The organism is Pseudomonas sp. GL_090, assembly GCF_057837765.1.
In genome coordinates this window covers 2793373-2813922 of sequence record NZ_CM174452.1, presented here as the reverse complement: position 1 = coordinate 2813922, position 20550 = coordinate 2793373, and the positions used below count along the sequence as shown (strand labels likewise).

The window sequence follows — 20550 nt, the reverse complement described above, 5'->3', positions numbered from 1 at the left end:
TTCACCCAACAAAAATAACAACCCAGGAGACACACCATGAGTGTGATCATTGCCTTGGCAGCCCTCGCGCTGCTGATGCTGGCTGCCTACCGTGGCTACAGCGTTATCCTTTTTGCCCCGATTGCCGCCCTCGGCGCTGTCCTGCTGACCGACCCGTCTGCCGTCGCCCCCGCTTTCACCGGGGTGTTCATGGAAAAAATGGTCGGTTTCATCAAACTGTATTTCCCGGTGTTCCTGCTCGGCGCGGTGTTCGGCAAGCTGATCGAACTGTCCGGTTTCTCGCGCTCCATCGTCGCGGCGGCGATTCGCCTGCTCGGCACCCGCCAGGCGATGCTGGTGATCGTGCTGGTCTGCGCCCTGCTGACCTACGGCGGCGTCTCGTTGTTTGTGGTGGTGTTCGCGGTCTATCCGTTTGCCGCAGAAATGTTCCGCCAGAGCAACATCCCCAAACGGCTGATCCCGGCGACCATTGCCCTGGGCGCCTTCTCGTTCACCATGGACGCTCTGCCCGGCACGCCACAAATCCAGAACATCATCCCCAGCACTTTCTTCAACACCACCGCCTGGGCGGCGCCGTGGCTGGGGGTGATCGGCACGATCTTCGTGTTCTGCGCCGGCATGCTGTTTCTGCAGCGCCAGCGCAACAAGGCCCAGCGTGCCGGTGAAGGTTATGGTTCGGACCTGCGCAACGAACCGGAAACCGCCGCCGACCTCAAGCTGCCCAACCCGTGGCTGGCGCTCTCGCCACTGCTGGCGGTGGGCATCATGAACCTGCTGTTCACCCACTGGATTCCACAGGTGTACGGCAAGACCCACAGCCTCGCGCTGCCGGGCATGGCCGCGCCGGTGACCACGGACATCGCCAAACTCACGGCGATCTGGGCGGTCCAGGCAGCCTTGCTGGTCGGTATCCTCATGGTCCTGGCGTTCGGCTACAAGGCGATCAGCCGCAAGCTGGCCGAAGGCAGTAAAAGCGCGGTCAGCGGTGCGCTGCTGGCGGCAATGAACACCGCCTCGGAATATGGTTTCGGTGCCGTGATCGCGTCCTTGCCGGGCTTTCTGGTACTGGCCGACTGGCTCAAGAGCATTCCCAACCCACTGGTCAACGAAGCGATTACCGTAACCCTGCTGGCCGGCATCACCGGCTCCGCCTCGGGCGGCATGAGCATCGCGCTGGCGGCGATGTCCGAGCAGTTCATCAGCGCCGCCCATGCGGCGAACATTCCCCTGGAAGTGCTGCACCGGGTCGCCGCGATGGCCAGCGGCGGCATGGACACCCTGCCGCACAACGGCGCGGTGATTACCCTGCTGGCGGTCACCGGCCTGACCCACCGCGAAGCTTACAAAGACATTTTCTGTATTACGCTGATCAAGACCCTGGCGGTTTTCGTGGTGATCGGCACTTTCTACGCCACTGGCATTGTGTGAGGTATTCATGACGACTCTTTCGGGCAAGACCGCACTGGTCACCGGTTCCACCAGCGGCATCGGCCTGGGGATCGCCCTCAGCCTGGCCAAGGCTGGAGCCAACCTGATCCTCAATGGTTTCGGCGATGCCTCCAAGGTGATTGCCGAAGTCGAACAGTTTGGCGGCAAGGTCGGCCATCACCCGGCCGATGTCAGTGATCCGGCACAGATTGCCGACATGATCGCCTACGCCGAGCGCGAGTTCGGCGGCGTCGACATCCTGGTCAACAACGCCGGCATTCAACACGTGGCGGCGGTGGATGAGTTCCCGGTGGAGCGCTGGGATTCGATCATCGCCATCAACCTGTCGTCGGTGTTCCACAGCACCCGCTTGAGCCTGCCGGGCATGCGTGCCAAGGGCTGGGGCCGGGTGATCAACATTGCCTCGGTGCATGGCCTGGTGGGCTCGGTGGGCAAGTCAGCCTATGTCGCCGCCAAGCACGGGGTGATCGGCCTGACCAAAGTGGTCGCGCTGGAAACCGCGACCACCCAGGTCACCTGCAACGCTATCTGCCCTGGCTGGGTATTGACGCCGCTGGTGCAAAAGCAGATTGATGATCGTGCCGCCAGTGGAGTTGACCCGCAGCAGGCGCAGCATGATCTGCTGGCTGAAAAGCAGCCATCACTGGAGTTCGTGACACCGCCGCAACTGGGTGAACTGGTATTGTTTTTGTGCAGCGAAGCCGGCAGCCAGGTACGCGGCGCGGCGTGGAATGTTGATGGTGGTTGGTTGGCGCAGTAATCATCTGCCAGACCGCGTTATCGTTCTTCGCGAGCAGGCTCCCACAGGGGATCGCATCTCCTTGTGGGAGCGAGCCTGCTCGCGATCGAGTGCACAGCACTCGCCAACAAAAAGAGGCAAACCATGTCCGACATCCTCTGGCAACCCGACGCCAAACGCATTGGCAAGACCCGCATGGAGGCCTTCCGGCGCTTCATCAATCAGCGACACCACCTCAAGATCGACGACTACCCTGCCCTGCACCAATGGTCCATCGAGCAACGCCCGGACTTCTGGCAGGCCATCGTCGATTTCTTCGACATCCGCTTCCACGAGCAACCCGACGCCGTGCTGCTCGAAGGCCTGCGGATGCCGAGCGCCCAGTGGTTCCCCGGCGCAACGCTGAACTTTGCCGAACACCTGCTACAACGTCGCGATGATGCGATCGCTGTGATAGCCGTTGGCGAAAACGGTCAGCGTGAACATTTGACCTGGGCCGAACTCGCGGAACATGTTGCCGGCTTTCAAAACGGTCTGATAGCGGCCGGCGTCGGTGTGGGTGACCGGGTCGCCGCGTGCATGCCCAACACCTGGCAAACCCTGGTGGCCATGCTCGCCACCACCAGCCTTGGCGCCATCTGGTCCTGCTCCTCACCGGACTTCGGCACCCAGGGGGTGGTTGACCGTTTCGGCCAGATCGAACCGAAAGTGCTGGTGACCTGCGCCGGCTACCACTATGCCGGCAAGAAGATCGACCAGACCGCCAAGGTCAACGAGATCCTTGAGCGCCTGCCTTCGCTGCAACAGCTGATCGTCGTGCCTTACGCACGTCCACACGCACACATCGAAGAGTTCCACACCCAGGCCAACGTGACGTTGTGGGATGATTTCTACGAACCCGGCGGCGAACCGGATTTCGTCCCCGTACCCTTCGCCCATCCGCTGTACATCCTCTACTCCAGCGGCACCACCGGTGTGCCCAAATGCATCATCCACAGTACCGGCGGCGTGTTGCTGCAACACGTCAAGGAGCACGGCCTGCATGGTGATCTCGGCCCCGGTGAACGGCTGTTCTACTACACCACCTGCGGCTGGATGATGTGGAACTGGCTGGTATCGGCGCTGGCGACAGGCAGCTCCGTGGTGCTGTACGACGGCTCACCGTTCCACCCCGAGCCGCAACGTTTGATCGACCTGATCGACGACGAACGCATCAGCGTCTTCGGCACCAGCCCCAAATACCTCGCGACGCTGGAAAGCAGCGGTATCAAACCCCGTGTCAGTCATGACCTGAGCTGCCTCAAGACGTTGCTCTGCACCGGTTCGGCACTGTCGCCCCACAGTTACGACTACGTCTATCGCGACTTCAAGGCTGACGTGTGCCTGGCCTCGATGTCCGGTGGCACCGACATCGTCTCGTGCTTCGTCAACGGCAACCCGATGTCGCCCGTGCGGCGCGGCGAAATCATGGGCAAGAGCCTGGGCATGGCCGTCGAAGTGTGGAACGACGAGGGCCAGCCGGTGATCGGCGAAAAAGGCGAACTGGTTTGTACCCGTCATTTCCCGGCGATGCCCATTGGTCTGTGGAACGACCCCGATGGCGAGAAACTGCGCCAATCCTATTTCAGCCTGTTCCCCGGCGTCTGGGCCCAGGGTGACTACGCCGAACAACTGCCCCATGGCGGGATGATGATCCACGGTCGCTCGGATGCCGTGCTCAACCCCGGCGGCGTGCGCATCGGCACGGCGGAAATCTATCGTCAGGTGGAGAAAGTCCCCCAGGTGCTGGACAGCGTGGCCATCGGTCAGCAGTGGCAGGACGACGTGCGGGTGGTGCTGTTCGTACGCTTGCGCGACGGGCTCGAACTGGACGAAGCCCTGCAACAGCAGATCCGCCAGGTGATTCGCGCCAACACCACGCCGCGTCATGTGCCGGCGAAAATTGTTGCAGTCACGGACATTCCCCGGACCATCAGCGGCAAGGTCGTTGAGCTGGCGGTGCGCAATGTGGTGCATGGACAGAAAGTGAAGAACACTGATGCGCTGGCCAATCCCGAGGCGCTGGAGCAATTTCGCGACCGGCCCGAACTGATGGATTGAAATGAGATTACCTGTGGGAGCGAGCCTGCTCGCGATGGCGTAGCGTCAGGCGACATTGACTTTGAGTGGATCGCCCTCTTCGCGAGCAGGCTCGCTCCCACATTTACCGCTCAGACCTCTGAATCAACCTGTGCCTGTCACCTGTGCAAGAATAGTCCAAGCCAAAGCGACTCATGTGCAGGACTCCCGGATGAACGCAACACCCACCGCCAGCGATGCCCAGGCCTTGATCGCCCGAACCGACTGGGCAAGCAGCCCGCTGGGCACTGCCAGCACTTGGCCACAAAGCCTGCGAACCGCCGTGGACATCGTCATTCACTCACCGATGCCGATGCTGCTGCTATGGGGCCCACAGCTGACGCAGATCTACAACGACGGCTTCGCCCTGCTCGCCGGAAGCAAGCATCCACACGCCTTTGGTCAACCGACGCACCTGATCTGGCCAGAGTTGCAAGACTTTACCGACCCGATCTACAGCGCCGTCCTGCAAGGTCAGGTGCGAACCTACAGCGAGCAGCGCTTTACCCTGCAGCGCGGGGGACGGGAATCTGACGTCTGGCTCGACCTGACCTACAGCCCGATCCGCGATGAAGGCGCAGAGGTGGCCGGGATTCTGGTCACCGCCATCGAAACCAATGAACGCCGGCGCATCGCCCTGGAACTCGAACAGCGCTCGGCGGCCAGCCTCAAGGCCCAGCGCGAAACCGAGGAACGCCTGCAACTGGCCCTCGCCGCCACCGATGCGGTCGGCACCTGGGACTGGGACATCAGCGAGGACCGCTTCATCGCCGATGCGCATTTTGCCCAGTTGCACGGCATCGACCCGATCATGGCCAGTCAGTTGCCGATCAGTGAATACCTGCACGGCGTACACCCCGAAGACCGCGCCCTGATCGCCCGCAGCATCAAGCATTGCATCACCCACGGCACCGAATACGCCGAGGAATATCGCCTGCTGCAGACCGACGGCCAGATGCGCTGGGTGTTTGCCCGCGGTCGCTGCTACAAGGACCACCACGGCCGGCCGATGCGCTTCCTCGGCGCCGCTTTGGACCTGACCGAGCGCAAACACACCGAACAGGCCCTGCGCCAGAGCCAGACCGAGCTGCAACTGATCATCAACGCCATGCCGGTCCTGATCAGCTACGTCGACCGCGAAGAACGCTTTCGCCTGAACAATGCGGCGTACCTCGACTGGTACGGGCTGACGCCGCAAGAGCTTTACGGGCGAACCATTCTTGAAGTGATTGGCGAAGAAGCCTATGCGCTGCGCGCCCCGTACATCATTGAGGCACTGTCCGGCCGGCCCTGCTGTTTCAGCATCAGCACACCACACCGCGACGGCAGCATCCGCCAGGCCTTGATGAATTACCTGCCACGCCACGGCGCGGATGGCGCGGTGAACGGTTTCTACATCTTCGTGATCGACGAAACCGAGCGCAAAAAGACCGAAGAAGCCCTGCGCATCCTCAACGAAACCCTTGAAGAGCGGGTTGCCGCCCGCACCCGCCAACTGGCCGAGGCCAACGAGCGTCTGCAAAACGAGATGTTTGAGCGCGAACGTGCCGAAGACGCCCTGCGTCATGCACAGAAAATGGAAGCGGTCGGCCAGCTTACCGGCGGCATCGCCCATGACTTCAACAACATGCTCACCGGCATCATCGGCAGCCTCGACCTGATGCAACGCTACATTGCCGACGGCCGCACCAGCGAGATAGGCAGGTTCACCGAGGCGGCCGTGTCCTCGGCCAACCGTGCCGCCGCCCTCACCCATCGCTTGCTGGCGTTCTCCCGGCGCCAGTCGCTCAACCGCAAGCCGCTGAACCCCAACGAGTTGATTCATTCGCTCGAAGACTTGTTCAGGCGTACCAAGGGCGACCACATCGAACTCAAACTGCAACTGGCCGAGGACATCTGGCAGGTCAGCACCGATGTCAGCCAGTTGGAAAACGCCTTGCTCAACCTGGTGATCAATGCCCGGGACGCCATGCCCGATGGAGGCGAGCTGCAGATCGAAACCGCCAATGTGTACCTCGACGGTAGCGACATCACCACCCTGGAACCGGTCAAGGCCGGTGACTATGTGATGATTGCCGTCAGCGACAACGGCACCGGCATGACGCCCACGGTGCTGTCCAAGGCATTCGACCCGTTCTTCACCACCAAACCCATCGGCCAGGGCACCGGTTTGGGCTTGTCGATGATTTACGGTTTTGCCCAGCAAACGGGGGGCCACGTCAGCCTGTTCAGCCTGCCCGGACGGGGCACCAGCGTGCGCGTGTACCTGCCGCGCCTGCATTCGAGCGAGCCGGAAAAAGTCCTGTCGCCCGTCGCCGGCGAGGCACCTGCGGCGATTGCCGGCGAAACCGTGATGCTGGTCGAGGACGATGCGGCCGTGCGCATGCTGGTGCTGGACCTGCTCAAGGAACTCGGTTACCGCGCCCATGAAGCCGAAGATGCCAAGGGCGCCCTGCCGCTGCTGGAGTCGGACCTGCGGGTGGACCTGCTGGTGACCGACGTCGGGCTGCCGGGCATGAACGGCCGCCAACTGGCGGAAATCGCCCGCCAGCACCGTCCCGAACTGAAGGTGTTGTTCATGACCGGTTACGCCGAGATCGCGGCCGAACGCCAGGGTTTTCTCGAAGAGGGCATGGACATGGTGGCCAAGCCGTTTTCCATCGACCTGCTGGCCAACAAGATTCGCACGATGATCAGTCAACCGGACTGAGTTGAGGCATAATCGCGCGCCCCCGCTAGCACCCACATAGCCACCACCGTTGCAAGGTAACCGCCCCATGAAAGCTCAAGCCCGCCATATTCTGGTGAAAACCTCGGAAGAAGCCGAGCAGCTCAAACAACGCATCGCCAAGGGTGAAGCGTTCGATGTGCTGGCCAAGAAATATTCGACCTGCCCATCAGGCAAGCGCGGCGGCGATCTTGGTGAAGTGCGGCCGGGGCAGATGGTTGGCGTGATCGATGCGGTGATCTTCAAGAAACCGCTGCGGGTGGTGCATGGGCCGATCAAGAGCAAGTTCGGGTATCACCTGGTACAGGTGTTTTACCGGGATTGATCGGTTGGCTTTAGTGCGCCATCGCCGCTCACCTTGGAATCAACGCCCCCGGCACCTGAATCACCCGGCTCGCCAACCGATGCCCGGCCTCGGCGGCGTCTTCGGGGCTACCGCCCTTGAGCCGCGAAGCCAGGTACGCCGCGCTGAACGAATCCCCCGCCGCCGTGGTGTCGATCACCCGCTCGACCTTCTGCGCCGGCACCTCGAATGACTCGCCATCACAACGAATCAGGCACGCTTGGGCGCCGCGCTTGAGCACCACTTCCGGCGTGCCGATCTGCTCGTACGCGGCAAACACCGCCTCACAATCGGCATAACCAAACAACGCCTGTTCGTCATCCACCGTCAGCAACGCCAGGTCGACATGCGCCAGCACACGGCGATACGCCGTTTGTGCCTCCTCGAGCGATGCCCACAGCCGCGGCCGGTAGTTGTTGTCGAACACGATCCGCGCATCGCGCTGACGGGCTTCGATCAGGGTTTCCAGCAGTTTTTCCCGACCTTGCACGCCGAGTACCGCCAGGGTGATGCCGCTGAAATACAACACATCGTAATCCGGCAGCGCAGCAAGAATCGGCGCGGCGGCCGGGGTGGTGAAGCAATCGCGTACCGCCGCCTCGTTGCGCCAGTACAGAAAGCGGCGCTCACCGGCGGCGTCAGTCTGGATGCAATACAAACCCGGCAGCCGTCCGGGCAGACGCTGGACCATGCCGAGCCCGATATTTTCGGCCGCCCAGTTCTGGCACATCGCGTCGCTGAAACTGTCATCGCCCAGTGCGGTGACGTAGTCCACGGAACCATCCTCTCCCAGCTCCCGGGACAGGTACACGGCCGTATTCAAGGTGTCGCCGCCGAAGCTCTGTTGCAGGCTGCCGTCGGCGCGATGCTGCAACTCGATCATGCATTCGCCGATCAGGGCGATGCGTGGAATGTTGGGGCCCAGGGTGTTGATGGTGTTCATTGTTGTGGGGGTCTCTGGTGTTTCTTTGTTGTCTGGGCCGCCGCTATCGCGAGCAGGCTCGCTCCCACATTGGGATGCATTCCCCTGTGGGAGCGAGCTTGCTCGCGATGGCCGCAACTCGGTCTCAAACCCTTAGAAACAGGTTTCCATGGTCTCGATGACATTCAGTTGCTCATCCACCAGGCAGCCGACACGCCACTTGTCGAACGTCAGGCACGGGTGCGAAGTACCGAACGAAATGATGTCGCCCACCCGCAGATCAACCCCCGGCGCCACAGTCATGAACGCATGTTGGTCCATCACTGCGGTCACTTTGCAGGCGCTCACATCATCGCCTTTGGCCGGCACGGCGCCTGCCTTGTAACGCAGCAATGGCACCGGCAAACCAGCGTCGTAGGCCACGTCGCGTTTGCCCAGGGCAATCACCGCAAACCCCGGCTCCGGCAACGACTGCACGTGTGCCCACACCTCCAGCGCAGGACGCAGGCCTTCGTGCAGGTCGCTGCGACGGTCGAGCACGCAGCACTGCGCTTCCTTGTAGATGCCATGGTCGTGAGCCACATAACTGCCCGGACGCAGTACGCTGAGGAAACGCCCGGCGGCGTTCTGTGCTTCGAAGGACTCGGCAATCAGGTCATACCAGGCCGACCCCGACGCGGTGATGATCGGCTTGGCAATGGCGAAGGCTCCGCTGTCCTGCAACTGCACTGCCAGACGCACCAGTGACGCGGCGAAATCGCGAATGCCGGTCACGGCGTGATCACCATGGATCACGCCTTCGTAGCCCTCGATCCCGGTCAGGGCCAGGGCCGGTTGCGCGGCGATGGCCTTGGCCAGATCGAGCACTTCCTGCTCGCTGCGGCAACCGCAACGACCACCGACCACGCCGTATTCGATCATCACGTTCAAGCGTACGCCGCGTGAGGCGAAATAGGCGCCGAGGTCGGCGACGTTGTCCGGGTGGTCGACCATGCAATAGAAGTCGAACGTCGGGTCGGCCAGCAGGTCGGCAATCAGCGCCATGTTCGGCGTGCCGACCAACTGGTTGGCCATCAGCACCCGGCGAACGCCATGGGCGTAGGCCGCGCGAGTTTGCGTGGCGCTCGCCAGGGTGATGCCCCAGGCACCGGCGTCCAGTTGGCGGCGGAACAACGCCGGGGTCATGCTGGTCTTGCCATGGGGCGCCAGTTCCGCGCCACTATCGCTGACGAACGCCTGCATCCAGCGAATGTTGTGTTCCAGCGCCTCGCGGTGCAGTACCAGCGCGGGCAGGCTGACGTCACGCACCAGGCTGGCACCGATCGGGGCAGCGCCTTTGTCGACGTTGGCAGTATGGGGGGCAGAAGACATGGTCGAACTCCTCGTTCACGCGGCCGCAGGCAGCCGCTGTTACTCGTTGATGCGACGGGCCAGGCTGTTGGCGCTTTCGATCAGCACCTGGCGATAGTCGTTGTAGTTTTTCTTCGCATCCGCCCGTGGGGCGACGATGCACAGGGTCGCGATGGCCACGCCGTTGGGGTCTTTGACCGGCGCGGCGAAGCAATGGGTAAAGGTGTCGGCGACGCTATCGAAGGAAAAGAAGCCATCGATACCGGCCTGGCGGATTTCCTTGAGAAACTGCTCCAGAGGCAAGCGTTCGCCGTCGGGCAGGATGAAGTCGTCGTGGTCGATCAGGTCGACGATTGCCTGGTCGCTCAGGTGCGCCAGCAGCAGGCGCCCGGATGCGGTCCAGGGGATGGGCGCGTTTTCGCCGATGTCCGAGGAAATACGGAAGTGCCGCTCCCCCTCCTTCATCAGCGCAACGGTGTACTTTCGCCCGTTGAGCAGGCACATCTGCGCCGTTTCATGGGTCTGGCTGACGATGTCCTGCAAGGCGTGATCGGCCTCGCGAGTCAGGTCGAAATGGCGCAGGTGTGCCTGCCCGAGAAAGTACAACTGACGACCGAGGTAGACATGACCGTCCTTGCCCACCGGCTCCAGGATCCGTCGTTCCAGCAGCGAGGCCACCAGTTCGTAGACCGTGGATTTTGGGCTGCCGATGCCGTTGGCGATGTCGTTCGGGCGCAGGGGCTGGCCGATCTCCTTGAGGAAATCGAGGATATCGAACGCCCGGTCCAGACCGCGTGCCCGGCGCTTGATGGTGTCTTCGGTCATTTCAGTGGTTCCCATTCGTAATGCCGGGAGTTTACCCAGAGTGCGGCGGCGACTGTTAGGCCGCCATCGCCAGCAGGCTGGCTCCCACAGGGAAACGCATTCCAAATGTGGGAGCCAGCCTGCTGGCGATGAAGCCACCTCGGTTCAGGCCTTTTTCTTGTAGGCAATACAGTCGATCTCGACCTTGCAGTCGACCATCATGTTCGCCTGCACACAGGCCCGCGCCGGGGCGTGCTCGGGTTTGAAGTACTCGGAAAAGACCTTGTTGAAACTGGTGAAATCCCGCGGATCCTCCAGCCATACGCCAGCACGCACCACGTCTTCCAGGCCATAACCGGCCTCCTCCAGAATGCCGATCAGGTTCTTCATGGTCTGGTGGGTCTGTTCGACAATGCCGCCAGTAATGATCTCGCCGTCCACCGCCGGCACCTGCCCGGACACGTGCAGCCAGCCATCGGCTTCAACGGCGCGGGCGAAAGGGCGAGGCTGACCGCCCGCGGCGGTGCTGCCGGTGCCGTAACGAGTAATGCTCATGAGTGTTTCTCCTGATTGAAAATTGAAGGATCAAAAACGGGTACTTTTGAGAAATTCCGCCAATCGTGGCGACTGCGGGCGTTCGAACAGGTCCTTGGGCGGCCCCTGCTCTTCGATACGCCCCTGATTCATGAATACGATCTTGTCCGAAACCTCGAAGGCAAAGCGCATTTCGTGGGTCACCAGCAGCATGGTCATGCCGTCTTCGGCCAGGCCCTTGATCACGCTCAACACTTCGCCCACCAGTTCCGGGTCCAGCGCCGAGGTCACTTCGTCGAACAGCATCAGGCTCGGGTTCATCGCAATCGCCCGGGCGATCGCCACGCGCTGCTGCTGACCGCCAGACAACTGACCGGGAAAGTGATCGCGCCGTTCCAGCAGGCCAACGCGCTCCAGCCATTTCTCGGCCAGGGCCACGGCCTCGTCCTTGTGCAGCTTCTTGACCTTGAGCAGGCCCAGGGTGACGTTCTGCAACGCCGTCAGGTGCGGAAACAGGTTGAACTGCTGGAACGCCATGCCGGTCATGGCGCGATGGCGGGCAATGACTTTTTCCGCGTGGCGAATGCGTTTGCCGTTGACCTCGTCATAACCGATGGATTCACCGTCGAGCAGGATCTGCCCGCCCTGGAACTCTTCAAGCATGTTCACGCAGCGCAGCAGCGTAGTCTTGCCCGAACCGCTGGAGCCGATCAACGTCACCACGTTGCCGCGCTGCATGCTCAGGTCGACGCCCTTGAGCACTTCGAGCTGGTCGTAGCGCTTGTGCAGCCCGCGAATATCCAGCAGCGGCTGGCCGTTTTGTGCATGGGTTTGAGTCTGAGTCATGGCAAAGCCACCCGCTTTTCAATGTGCCGGCCGAGTAACTCGATGCCGTAGTTGATGACGAAGAACAGGAAACCGGCGAACAGGTAAAACTCCAGGGTCATGAACGTCCGGGCAATGATCTGCTGGGTACTCAGTAGCAGCTCCGCCACGCCGATCACCGACAACAGGGTCGAGGCCTTGACGATCTCGGTGGACGAGTTGACCCAGGTCGGCAGGATCTGCCGCAACGCCTGGGGCAACAGCACGTAACCGAGCGCCTGGTAGAACGTCAGGCCGATGGCCTTGCTCGCCTCCATCTGCCCGCGCGGCAATGCCTGCAACGCACCGCGCACGATCTCGGCGACGTGGGAGCCGCAGAACAGCGTCAAACCCAGCGCACCGGCCTGGAAGGCGCTGATCTGCCAGCCCAGTGCCGGCGCCATGTAGAAGCACGCCAGCACCAGCACAAACACCGGCGTGCCACGAATCACATCGACATAAAAACGAAACGGCGCGCGCATCCAGAATTTGCCGTAGGTCAGCACCAGACCGGTGACGACACCAACGAGCGTGCCGAGCAAAATCGCCAGCACCGACACCTGGACACTGGTCAGGAAGCCTTGCCACAGCACTTCCCGCGCCACCCACAACTCAAGCAACCAACTGGGGGATTCGTACATGGGGGCCTCCTATCGGCGAATCGCCAGACGCTGTTCGAGGTAACGCAGCATCATGGCAATGAGGTAACAGGCCGCTACATACAGCGCCGTGGTCACCAACCAGGTTTCAATCACCCGGTAGCTCTCGACATTGATCTTGCGTGCGTAATAGGTCAGCTCCGGTACGGCAATCGCGGCCGCCAACGAAGTGTCCTTGAACAGCGAGATAAAGTTGTTCGACAGCGCCGGCAACACATTGCGCAGCATCACCGGCACGGTGACGTAGGCCTTGACCTGCCACTCGCCCAGGCCGATGGCCAACCCGGCTTCACGCAGGCCCTTGGGAATGCTCAGCAAACCGCCACGGAACACTTCGGTCAGGTACGCCCCGGCATACAACGACAGGGTGATGATGAACGAGGGGATCTTGTCCAGCCGGATCCCCAGGCTCGGCAACGCAAAGTAGATCAACAGGATCAACACCAGGATCGGCGTGTTACGGATCACCGTGACATACACCGACGCCAGCACCCGCAATGCGCGGTGCTTCGACAGCAAAGCAAACGCCATCATCAGGCCGATCACGCAGCCGATGGCGATCGACACCAGGGCCAGTTCAAGGCCCATACCGAGCCCCACCAGCAAGGTGTCGAAATCGCGCCACACGGCGGCAAAGTTCAACTGATAGTTCATGGTCAGCAGTACCTTGAGCGAGGCGCTCAGCGGCGCCCCACTCTCACGGGATCATTTGAATTCGACGGGGAAACCGATGGCTGGGGTAGGCAGGTCTACACCGAACCACTGTTTGAACGATGCCGCGTAAGTCGGGAACTCAACACCGGTCATGGCTTCGTGCAGAGTGGTGTTGACGAAGTTCAGCCAGTCCTGATCTCCGCGCTTGACCGCGCAGGCATAGGTCTGCGGGCTCCAGGCGTAGGCCGGGCTGCGATAACGGCCAGGGTTCTGCACCATCAGGTACTTCACCGAAGACTGGTCGGTGGCGGCGGCATCGGCGCGACCGGAGTTCACCGCCTGGTACATCAGGTCCACGCTGTCGTACTGATCGACCTTGGCCTTGGGCAATGCCTGATGCACCAACTCTTCGGCATAGACGTTTTGCAGCACCGCCACGGTGAGACTGTCACCGGCGGCTCTCATGTCGTCGATTTCCTTGTACTTGCTGTTCGCTGGCAGCAGCAGGCCGACACCTTCGCGGTAGTACGGCAGGGTGAACGCCACTTGCTGGGCGCGGCTGGCCGTCACGGTGATGAACTGGCAACTGATGTCGACCTTGTCGGTCAGCAGGTTGGGAATCCGCGCATCGGACGACTGCACCACGTACTCAACCTTGGTCGGATCGTTGAACAAACCCTTGGCGATCATGTGCCCGATATCGATATCGAACCCCTGCAACTTGCCGTCCGCGCCCTGGAAGTGCCACGGCGCGTTGGTACTGCCGGTGCCGACAATCAGTTTGCCACGGGCCAGAACGCTATCGAGCTTGCTGTCCGCTGCCTGGGCCACGCCCATGGCAGCGGCAGAAGCCGCGAACAGAAAAACACACGCTTTGAACAAGGTAGGTCGGCGATGCATGGCAAGCACTCCAGGGTAATGTTTATTCCGCTATACCGGAACCAAGTATGTAACAACGGAATAGACAGCAGAAAGTGTGCCACAGGATGTGAAGGGAATGTGAGGGGGAATGAAATTTGTTTTGAATCAGAGGGATGCGTGCAAACAGGAAAAAATGTTACCAAACGCACGGAATCCAGACCGCTACCGTTGGCTACAAAGGGCGGGTATCTGGTTCACAACCGAGCGCGCAATGAACCAATTCAAGACAATCAAAAAATGATCTATCCCACCCTCGGCACATAGCGTTTCTCATCACTAGCCGAACGCTGTGTGCCCATTGAAAAACATCTGTTTAAACCCGGACAAACTGATCACTACTGTCAACTATGACAGTAGACGCTTCGGAGTAGGCGAGGAAATACTGGCGGCGTATCTGACTGTCGACACCAAAGGGAATCGAACATGAATACGGCGAAAACTTTATTTTTTTGCGCGACGCTGGGAATGGGTTTGACAGCTTGCAACGTTGATCCCGACGCGACTGTTTCCACGGTCAGCGAAGAATGCAGCAGCTTGGTCAATGGAAAGTTCATCGGCCAGAATGGCCCTGAAGTTTGTGTCACGACACCACTTTCAAAAAGTGCCACATCCATTTCGGGGACTATCGTTGGAACCACGTTTGCAGGTCCTTTCATGGTAACGGCGGTAACCAGTGATGGCGTCATCTTGAAGCAGGTATCCACGCTGTCTAACGGCGACTTCACGATGTCTCAATTGAATCTGCAAAACCTGCCGGGAAAGGGCATTTCATTTTCGGTATTTGTAAACGGTATCAGCTCACCGCCCACCAAACTGGTCGTCGGGCAGGAGCCACCGTCAACATGCTCCCGTAACGATCCAAACTATCCGTTATGTGGCACTTATCCAAGTGCGATCTTTTTTCCAATCAAAACCTCCATCACCACCATTTTTTCTGTTTCACCTGGGGAATTTTATACCGGGGCTACCTTGCTCCCGTATCTCATGGGTTTATATACAACGCGCTGGAGTGAAGACCGATACATCAGTTCTTTTCCTAACGTTCCTGCTCCCATAAAGCCAGGAGATGAGCAGACCGTTTATGCGACTATCGATAACACCGAGTCTTTTGCCTATCCAGTCAAACAAACTGTTTTGCCCGTTCAACAGTAAAAGTCCTGCGAACAATGTGTTCACAGTCGGACGCACGTGGGGCCGCTACGCTGATGCGCAATCCGGTTCCCGTGTCCTTGCCCGACCTAGTGTTTGAATGTCGTCATCACCCTCTCGGCATTCTCATCGCAGCTCATGCCTTCGGGCCTGGCCTGTATGGTGTCGATCCAGCCCAGCAACTGCGCCTTGCTATGGGCCAGGTGCCGTTGCATCTCGTCGATCTGCTCGATCTTGCGATGCAGGCCGGCCATCAACTCGTCGTGCTTGAACGCGCCCGTCACAGTATCCGGCAGCAACTGCTTGAGTTCCTCCAGGCTGAAACCGGCTTGTTGTGCGCATTGGATGAGTTGCAGGGTTTGCAGCGCCTGTTGCGAGTAACGCCGATAACCGTTGGAAGAACGCTCGACCTGCCGGATCAAGCCCTGAGACTCGTAAAAACGGATGCGTGATGCGGTCAACCCGCTCAACTGCGCCAATTCGCCAATTTTCATTGCGGCCTCATTTTACCTGCTTGACATTAAAGTTAACTTTAAGCTTAGCCTCTGCTCATCACTTTGAGGAGTCAAGCATGTCACCCTTCCAAACCTTGAATTTGCCCAACGGCCAGACCATCGGCAATCGCATTGCCAAAGCCGCGATGGAAGAGAACCTCGCCAACACCGATCAGGTGCCCGACCAGGCGCTGTTGCGCCTGTATCAGGCCTGGGCCGAGGGTGAAGCCGGCTTGTTGCTGACCGGCAATGTGATGATCGACCGCCGCGCCATGACCGGCCCCGGCGGTGTAGCCCTGGAAGACGAGCGCCACCTGGATCGTTTCCGCCAGTGGGCCAGTGTCGGTCGGGCCGGCGGTGCGCACTTCTGGGTGCAGCTCAACCATCCTGGCCGCCAGACCATGGCCAACCTCGGCCAGCAAGCCTTGGCGCCATCGGCGGTCGCGCTGGATCTCGGCCAGTTCTCGAAGATGTTCGCCGAACCCAAGCCCATGACCGAGGACGATATCCAAGAGGTGATCCAACGCTTCGCCGCCAGCGCCGCACTGGCCGAGAAAGCCGGTTTTACCGGAGTGCAGATCCACGCCGCCCACGGTTACCTGATCAGCCAGTTCCTTTCGCCACTCACCAATCGGCGCACCGATCAATGGGGCGGCGCCCTGGAAAATCGCGCGCGTCTGCTGTTGTCCGTTGTCGAGGCGGTTCGCCAGGCGGTGTCGCCGCAATTTTGTGTGTCGGTGAAGCTCAATTCAGCGGACTTCCAGCGCGGTGGTTTCGATGCCGATGATGCACGGCAAGTGATCCAGTGGCTCAACGAACAAGCGATCGACCTGCTGGAGCTCTCCGGTGGCAGTTACGAAGCACCGGCCATGCAAGGCGAAGCGCGCGACGGCCGGACCCTGGCACGGGAGGCGTACTTTCTGGAAATGGCCGGTGAACTGGCCAGCGTGGCGCGGATGCCGGTGATGGTGACCGGCGGGATCCGCCGTTTGGCAATCGTCGAACAGGTGCTCGACAGCGGCATTGCCATGGCTGGCATCGGCACCGCGCTGGCCGTGGAACCGCACCTGGTCAAGCACTGGCGCGAAGGCCGGGACAGTCATCCGCAACTGCCGCCGATCCGCTGGAAGCGCAAGCCCCTGGCGGCGCTGGCGAGCATGGCGGTGGTCAAGTTCCAGCTGCATCGCTTGAGCCGTGGGCGCAAAACCCGACCCAAGGTTTCGGCGTTGTTGGCGTTGATTATTGATCAGTTATACATCGCCAAACGCACGCGTCAGTATCGCCGGGCCATGAGCGCGCAATGATGGATCGCTATTGGCCGGTAAACCGCAGTCGCGACAACATCCGTAGATTCCCCGCGCGGTAATAGTCATCAGTCCAGCTGTTATCCGTCGCCAACGGCTGGACCTGCTTGAGCGCAAGCTTTTTCGCGAAATAGCGAAAGCGGTAATGCTCGTAGAACCGCAGCAACTCCAGGCCATAACGGTCTGCCAGATCGGTATCGCCGCGAATGATCAGATAGTTTTCGTCATTGCCGTTGCTGGCTGCGGCGCTGAGGTTGTGGCTACCGCTGATGATCGTCGGCGCATCACTGGTGAAGTCAGTGACGATGGCTTTGGTGTGCACCAGGATATTGCCCTTCTGACCCTCCCTGCTTTCCTGGAGCCAGCCTTCCAGCCCTTTGTCGAGCAGGGCAACGGTGGTGAATTCAGCGGTGCGGTCGGCGTGAAACCCGGTGATTTCGCTGGTGGTATTTTGCAGGCCATAGCGCAGGATATCGTCATGGGGCAAGCCGAGCAAGGCGTTGAGGATAGCGTCGGGCAAGGCGAACGCAGTGACGAACAGCACGTCCTTTTTCGCGGCATTGATGATCGAGACGAATTCATCCAGATCCCCCCCGCCCGAGCGCGGCGAGAACCCGGCGAAAAGGGCCTGCGTCGGATCCATCGGGTTGTGCTGCGTGATCCATTGCCGCGTGGCGCCGACATCTGCCGGCGTGCTCCAGACCTGCTCGAAGGTTTGCAGATAAAGGGTACTGAGCCGCGTATCGTCCAGCACATGCACCACGTTGGCCTGACGGTAAACGCCGTTGGGGGTGAAGTTGGTGCTGCCGCAGAGTACCGCTTCGGGCTGATGCTGCCCCGCTGCGTCAAGCCGACTCAAGACCATGAACTTGTTGTGAAAGATATTGTGGGTGACCCGCCCGCGTTTGTTCGCCTGGGGGATATTTTTCAGACTGACCTCGTTCAAGGCGGTAGTGTCTTCGCCCGGTTGCGCGTGATAAAGGACGCGAACTTTCACGCCGCGTTCCAGCGCAGCCTCCACTGCGTCGACAATCACCTGCAACTGGTACTCATAGATGGCGATATCCAGCGCCCACTGGCCATCGACAGCACGCTCGATAAACCCCAACAAGCGCCCGAGCAAACCGTTCTCCAACCATCTACGCGGGGCATCGGGCCAGGCTTCGATGGGCAGCTTGTGCTTTTTGCCGATGAGTGCATCGAGATCGGGAAACTTGCGCTCGAACGCCTGACTGGCGGCTACTGCGCGGTTGAAGTTGACGCTTTGGTTGCCAGGATGGCCATCGTCGGAGGTGACCGTTACCGCCAGGCACTCACCCAGTTGTGGCGCATTGTGGCTGCCGTAGACCGGATAGACCCGATAGTGGATCGTCATCCCCGGATTGACCGCGTAATCGGCCCCACGGAATTTCTGTAACGGCGCAATATCGCTGGGCGTGGCGTGGAACCGGGGGAAGGTATGGTCCTTGTCCGGGAATGTCAGGCTATTGAACAGAAACATCCAGGGTTTGCTGCCCTGCTGTTTTTCAATGGCAAAACCCAACAGGCCAATGCGACGGGATTCGGCCAGGTCCATGGCCAACAGCACGCCATTGGTGCCGGCGTAGGCTTTGACACGAAAATCGTCCTGATCATTGCGGGTTAGAACGCGCATGGGTCACTCCTGTGGATGGCTTGCTTACAGCAGCATAGGGCAGCGATGCGGGTAACCGTAATTATCCAATACCCGAGGGATGCCATCGCGAGCAGGTCGAATCGTCGCACCGTCGCTCCCACAGGAGAGTGCATTCCAATGTGGCAGCGAGCCTGCTCGCGATGGGGCCGGCACTGTCAGCACAAAACTCAACCTGAAATCAGCTCATCGATGTGTCGATAATCAACCTGCATCTGCGCTGCCAACACCTTTGCCCGGCCAAGGTGAATCGGCCCGCGTTCGATGTCGATCACCAGCCCTGGACATTCGATTGCCGGCAGCATGGACCAGTCCTTCAGCCGCCCATCGGTCACCAATAAAAATCTTTGCTGTTCCGCCGGAAAACGCTTTTGCCGCGCGGCCAGCCAGTGCCTCGCCTCACCCAGCGCCGCCAGCAACGGCGTTCCGCCGCCTGCGCCGAGCCCATCGAGCCAATGGCGCAAACCGTTGGAAGCCTTCAACCCTTGCACCTGCCACTTGGGCACCGAGCCGCTGGCGGTCAGCAACGCCAGTCGCGCACGTTGGCGGTAGGCATCATCGAACAGCTGCGCCAGCAAGCCTTTGGCATCACTCAACGCCTGATGACGGCGGGTTGAAGCCGACGCATCGACAATCACCAGCCACAGTTCATGGGGCGAGCGAGTACGCAGGTGAAACAACAGGTCGTCGCGCTGACGCGGTCGGCCATTGAGCAATGTGCCAGGCCAGTTGACGGAGCCGCCGGGGGCTGCGTGTCGCTTGCCCTGTTTGCCGTGGTCCAGCCGCCCGGCACGGGGTCTGGCATTCGCCCCCGCATCTGATCGAGGGCGAATGCCTAGGGCTTTTTTGGCCAGCTCGGCACTTCACGTCGTGCGCCGACCGCGAGCGCCTGGGCAGGCAACTCGCCCCACCGGCCCTGACCTTCGCTCGGATTGGCGTTCTGCGGTGCAGCGGGTTGCGCAGCCTGGGATGGCTGAGGTGCCGGTGGTGAATGCTCGCGACGACGATGGCGCAAGGCGAACTCGGCAACGGCGTCGATATCGTCCTCGGCGATGGTATGCGCCCCGCGCCAGGCGGCGTGTGCCCGGGCGGCACGCAGCCAGACCAGGTCGGCGCGCAAGCCATCGACGCCGGCGGCAAAGCAGCGCTCAGTGATGTGTGCCAGCGCCTGGTCATCGAGAGGAATCTTTGCCAGTGCGTTGCGTGCGTTCTGGCAACGTTCGCGCAGAGACGCCTGCGCGGATTCCCATTCGGCGCAGAAACCTTGCGGATCGCTGTCGAAATCCAGGCGACGGCGGATGATCTGGCCGCGCTCGGTCGGCGCGGTGTGGCCACCGAGGGCGACGTTCAAGCCGAAACGATCCAGCAATTGCGGACGCAGTTCACCCTCTTCCGGGTTCATGGTGCCAATCAGCACGAACTTCGCCGAATGCCTATGGGAAATACCGTCACGTTCCACCAGATTGGTGCCGCTGGCGGCCACATCGAGCAGCAGGTCAACGAGGTGATCGGGCAACAGATTGACCTCGTCGACGTAGAGCACGCCTCCGTCAGCCTTGGACAGTACGCCGGGGGAAAACTGTGCGCGACCTTCGCCCAGCGCTGCGTCGAGATCGAGGGTGCCGACCAGGCGTTCCTCGGTGGCACCCAACGGCAATGTGACGAACTGACCGCTGGCCAGCAGGTCCGCCAGGCCACGGGCCAGGGTCGATTTGGCCATGCCACGCGGGCCTTCGATCAGTACGCCACCGATTTTCGGGTCGATGGCGGTCAGGTACAGGGCCAGTTTCAAATCGTCGGCGCCGACCACGGCGGAGAGCGGGAAATGGGGGATGTCGGTCATTGT

The 20550-nt window shown here is 60.9% G+C and carries 19 protein-coding genes; 7 read left to right on the top strand and 12 right to left on the bottom strand.

Annotated features, from left to right (window positions below; genetic code table 11):
• Positions 1–36: 36 nt before the first annotated feature.
• The 5 genes from AC3ITA_RS12530 (at position 37) to AC3ITA_RS12510 (ending at position 7359) form a co-directional block, all read left to right on the top strand.
• Positions 37–1428 carry a GntP family permease gene (locus AC3ITA_RS12530; RefSeq protein WP_095941907.1) on the top strand — a complete coding sequence of 464 codons (1392 nt, stop codon included), beginning with the start codon at positions 37–39 and terminating at the stop codon, positions 1426–1428.
• Between the two features lie 7 nt (positions 1429–1435).
• On the top strand, positions 1436–2209 hold the full coding sequence (locus tag AC3ITA_RS12525; protein ID WP_095941906.1) for a 3-hydroxybutyrate dehydrogenase: 774 nt from the start codon (positions 1436–1438) through the stop codon (positions 2207–2209).
• A 123-nt stretch (positions 2210–2332) separates the two neighbouring features.
• Positions 2333–4288 (top strand): acetoacetate--CoA ligase, encoded by a 1956-nt coding sequence (locus AC3ITA_RS12520; protein ID WP_489280478.1) that lies wholly within the window; start codon positions 2333–2335, stop codon positions 4286–4288.
• A gap of 190 nt (positions 4289–4478) precedes the next feature.
• Complete coding sequence (locus tag AC3ITA_RS12515; protein ID WP_489280477.1) at positions 4479–7016, top strand: PAS domain-containing hybrid sensor histidine kinase/response regulator; 2538 nt, start codon at positions 4479–4481, stop codon at positions 7014–7016.
• Positions 7017–7083: 67 nt separating this feature from the next.
• Positions 7084–7359, top strand: a complete 276-nt coding sequence (locus tag AC3ITA_RS12510; RefSeq protein WP_007898282.1) for a peptidylprolyl isomerase — start codon at positions 7084–7086, stop codon at positions 7357–7359.
• Between the two features lie 28 nt (positions 7360–7387).
• On the opposite strand, the gene AC3ITA_RS12505 is transcribed toward AC3ITA_RS12510, so the two are convergent.
• From AC3ITA_RS12505 to AC3ITA_RS12470, 8 genes are all read right to left on the bottom strand, one after another.
• Positions 7388–8320, bottom strand: a complete 933-nt coding sequence (locus AC3ITA_RS12505) for a sugar kinase (RefSeq protein WP_489280476.1) — start codon at positions 8318–8320, stop codon at positions 7388–7390.
• A 132-nt stretch (positions 8321–8452) separates the two neighbouring features.
• Positions 8453–9670 carry an amino acid deaminase gene (locus tag AC3ITA_RS12500; RefSeq protein WP_095941902.1) on the bottom strand — a complete coding sequence of 406 codons (1218 nt, stop codon included), beginning with the start codon at positions 9668–9670 and terminating at the stop codon, positions 8453–8455.
• A 39-nt stretch (positions 9671–9709) separates the two neighbouring features.
• Positions 9710–10474: an IclR family transcriptional regulator gene (locus AC3ITA_RS12495; RefSeq protein WP_095941901.1), complete on the bottom strand. Its 765-nt coding sequence runs from the start codon at positions 10472–10474 to the stop codon at positions 9710–9712.
• Between the two features lie 144 nt (positions 10475–10618).
• The gene (locus AC3ITA_RS12490) at positions 10619–11008 is read right to left on the bottom strand and encodes a RidA family protein (protein ID WP_150723638.1); all 390 of its coding nucleotides are present in this window, start codon (positions 11006–11008) and stop codon (positions 10619–10621) included.
• Between the two features lie 30 nt (positions 11009–11038).
• Complete coding sequence (locus AC3ITA_RS12485) at positions 11039–11833, bottom strand: amino acid ABC transporter ATP-binding protein (protein WP_489280474.1); 795 nt, start codon at positions 11831–11833, stop codon at positions 11039–11041.
• The gene (locus tag AC3ITA_RS12480) at positions 11830–12492 is read right to left on the bottom strand and encodes an amino acid ABC transporter permease (RefSeq protein ID WP_489280473.1); all 663 of its coding nucleotides are present in this window, start codon (positions 12490–12492) and stop codon (positions 11830–11832) included. Before AC3ITA_RS12480 ends, AC3ITA_RS12485 begins: the two co-directional genes overlap by 4 nt.
• A 9-nt stretch (positions 12493–12501) precedes the next feature.
• Positions 12502–13164, bottom strand: coding sequence for an amino acid ABC transporter permease (locus AC3ITA_RS12475; RefSeq protein ID WP_353740840.1), 663 nt, complete (start codon positions 13162–13164; stop codon positions 12502–12504).
• 51 nt (positions 13165–13215) lie between these two features.
• A complete protein-coding gene (locus AC3ITA_RS12470; RefSeq protein WP_489280472.1) occupies positions 13216–14064 on the bottom strand; it encodes a transporter substrate-binding protein in 849 nt (282 codons plus the stop codon).
• 444 nt (positions 14065–14508) lie between these two features.
• On the opposite strand from AC3ITA_RS12470, the gene AC3ITA_RS12465 reads away from it, so the two are divergent.
• Positions 14509–15237 (top strand): hypothetical protein, encoded by a 729-nt coding sequence (locus AC3ITA_RS12465; RefSeq protein ID WP_095941897.1) that lies wholly within the window; start codon positions 14509–14511, stop codon positions 15235–15237.
• Between the two features lie 86 nt (positions 15238–15323).
• On the opposite strand, the gene AC3ITA_RS12460 is transcribed toward AC3ITA_RS12465, so the two are convergent.
• Positions 15324–15728, bottom strand: a complete 405-nt coding sequence (locus AC3ITA_RS12460; RefSeq protein ID WP_150673394.1) for a MerR family transcriptional regulator — start codon at positions 15726–15728, stop codon at positions 15324–15326.
• 77 nt (positions 15729–15805) lie between these two features.
• On the opposite strand from AC3ITA_RS12460, the gene AC3ITA_RS12455 reads away from it, so the two are divergent.
• On the top strand, positions 15806–17032 hold the full coding sequence (locus tag AC3ITA_RS12455; protein WP_150673393.1) for an NADH:flavin oxidoreductase/NADH oxidase family protein: 1227 nt from the start codon (positions 15806–15808) through the stop codon (positions 17030–17032).
• A 7-nt stretch (positions 17033–17039) separates the two neighbouring features.
• Here the strand turns inward: AC3ITA_RS12455 and AC3ITA_RS12450 are convergent, their stop codons facing one another.
• From AC3ITA_RS12450 to AC3ITA_RS12440, 3 genes are all read right to left on the bottom strand, one after another.
• Positions 17040–18686 (bottom strand): phospholipase D-like domain-containing protein, encoded by a 1647-nt coding sequence (locus AC3ITA_RS12450; protein WP_489280469.1) that lies wholly within the window; start codon positions 18684–18686, stop codon positions 17040–17042.
• A 188-nt stretch (positions 18687–18874) separates the two neighbouring features.
• Positions 18875–19420, bottom strand: a complete 546-nt coding sequence (locus AC3ITA_RS12445; RefSeq protein WP_414927821.1) for a vWA domain-containing protein — start codon at positions 19418–19420, stop codon at positions 18875–18877.
• Between the two features lie 119 nt (positions 19421–19539).
• Positions 19540–20547, bottom strand: a complete 1008-nt coding sequence (locus AC3ITA_RS12440) for a magnesium chelatase ATPase subunit I (RefSeq protein WP_489280468.1) — start codon at positions 20545–20547, stop codon at positions 19540–19542.
• Positions 20548–20550: the final 3 nt, after the last annotated feature.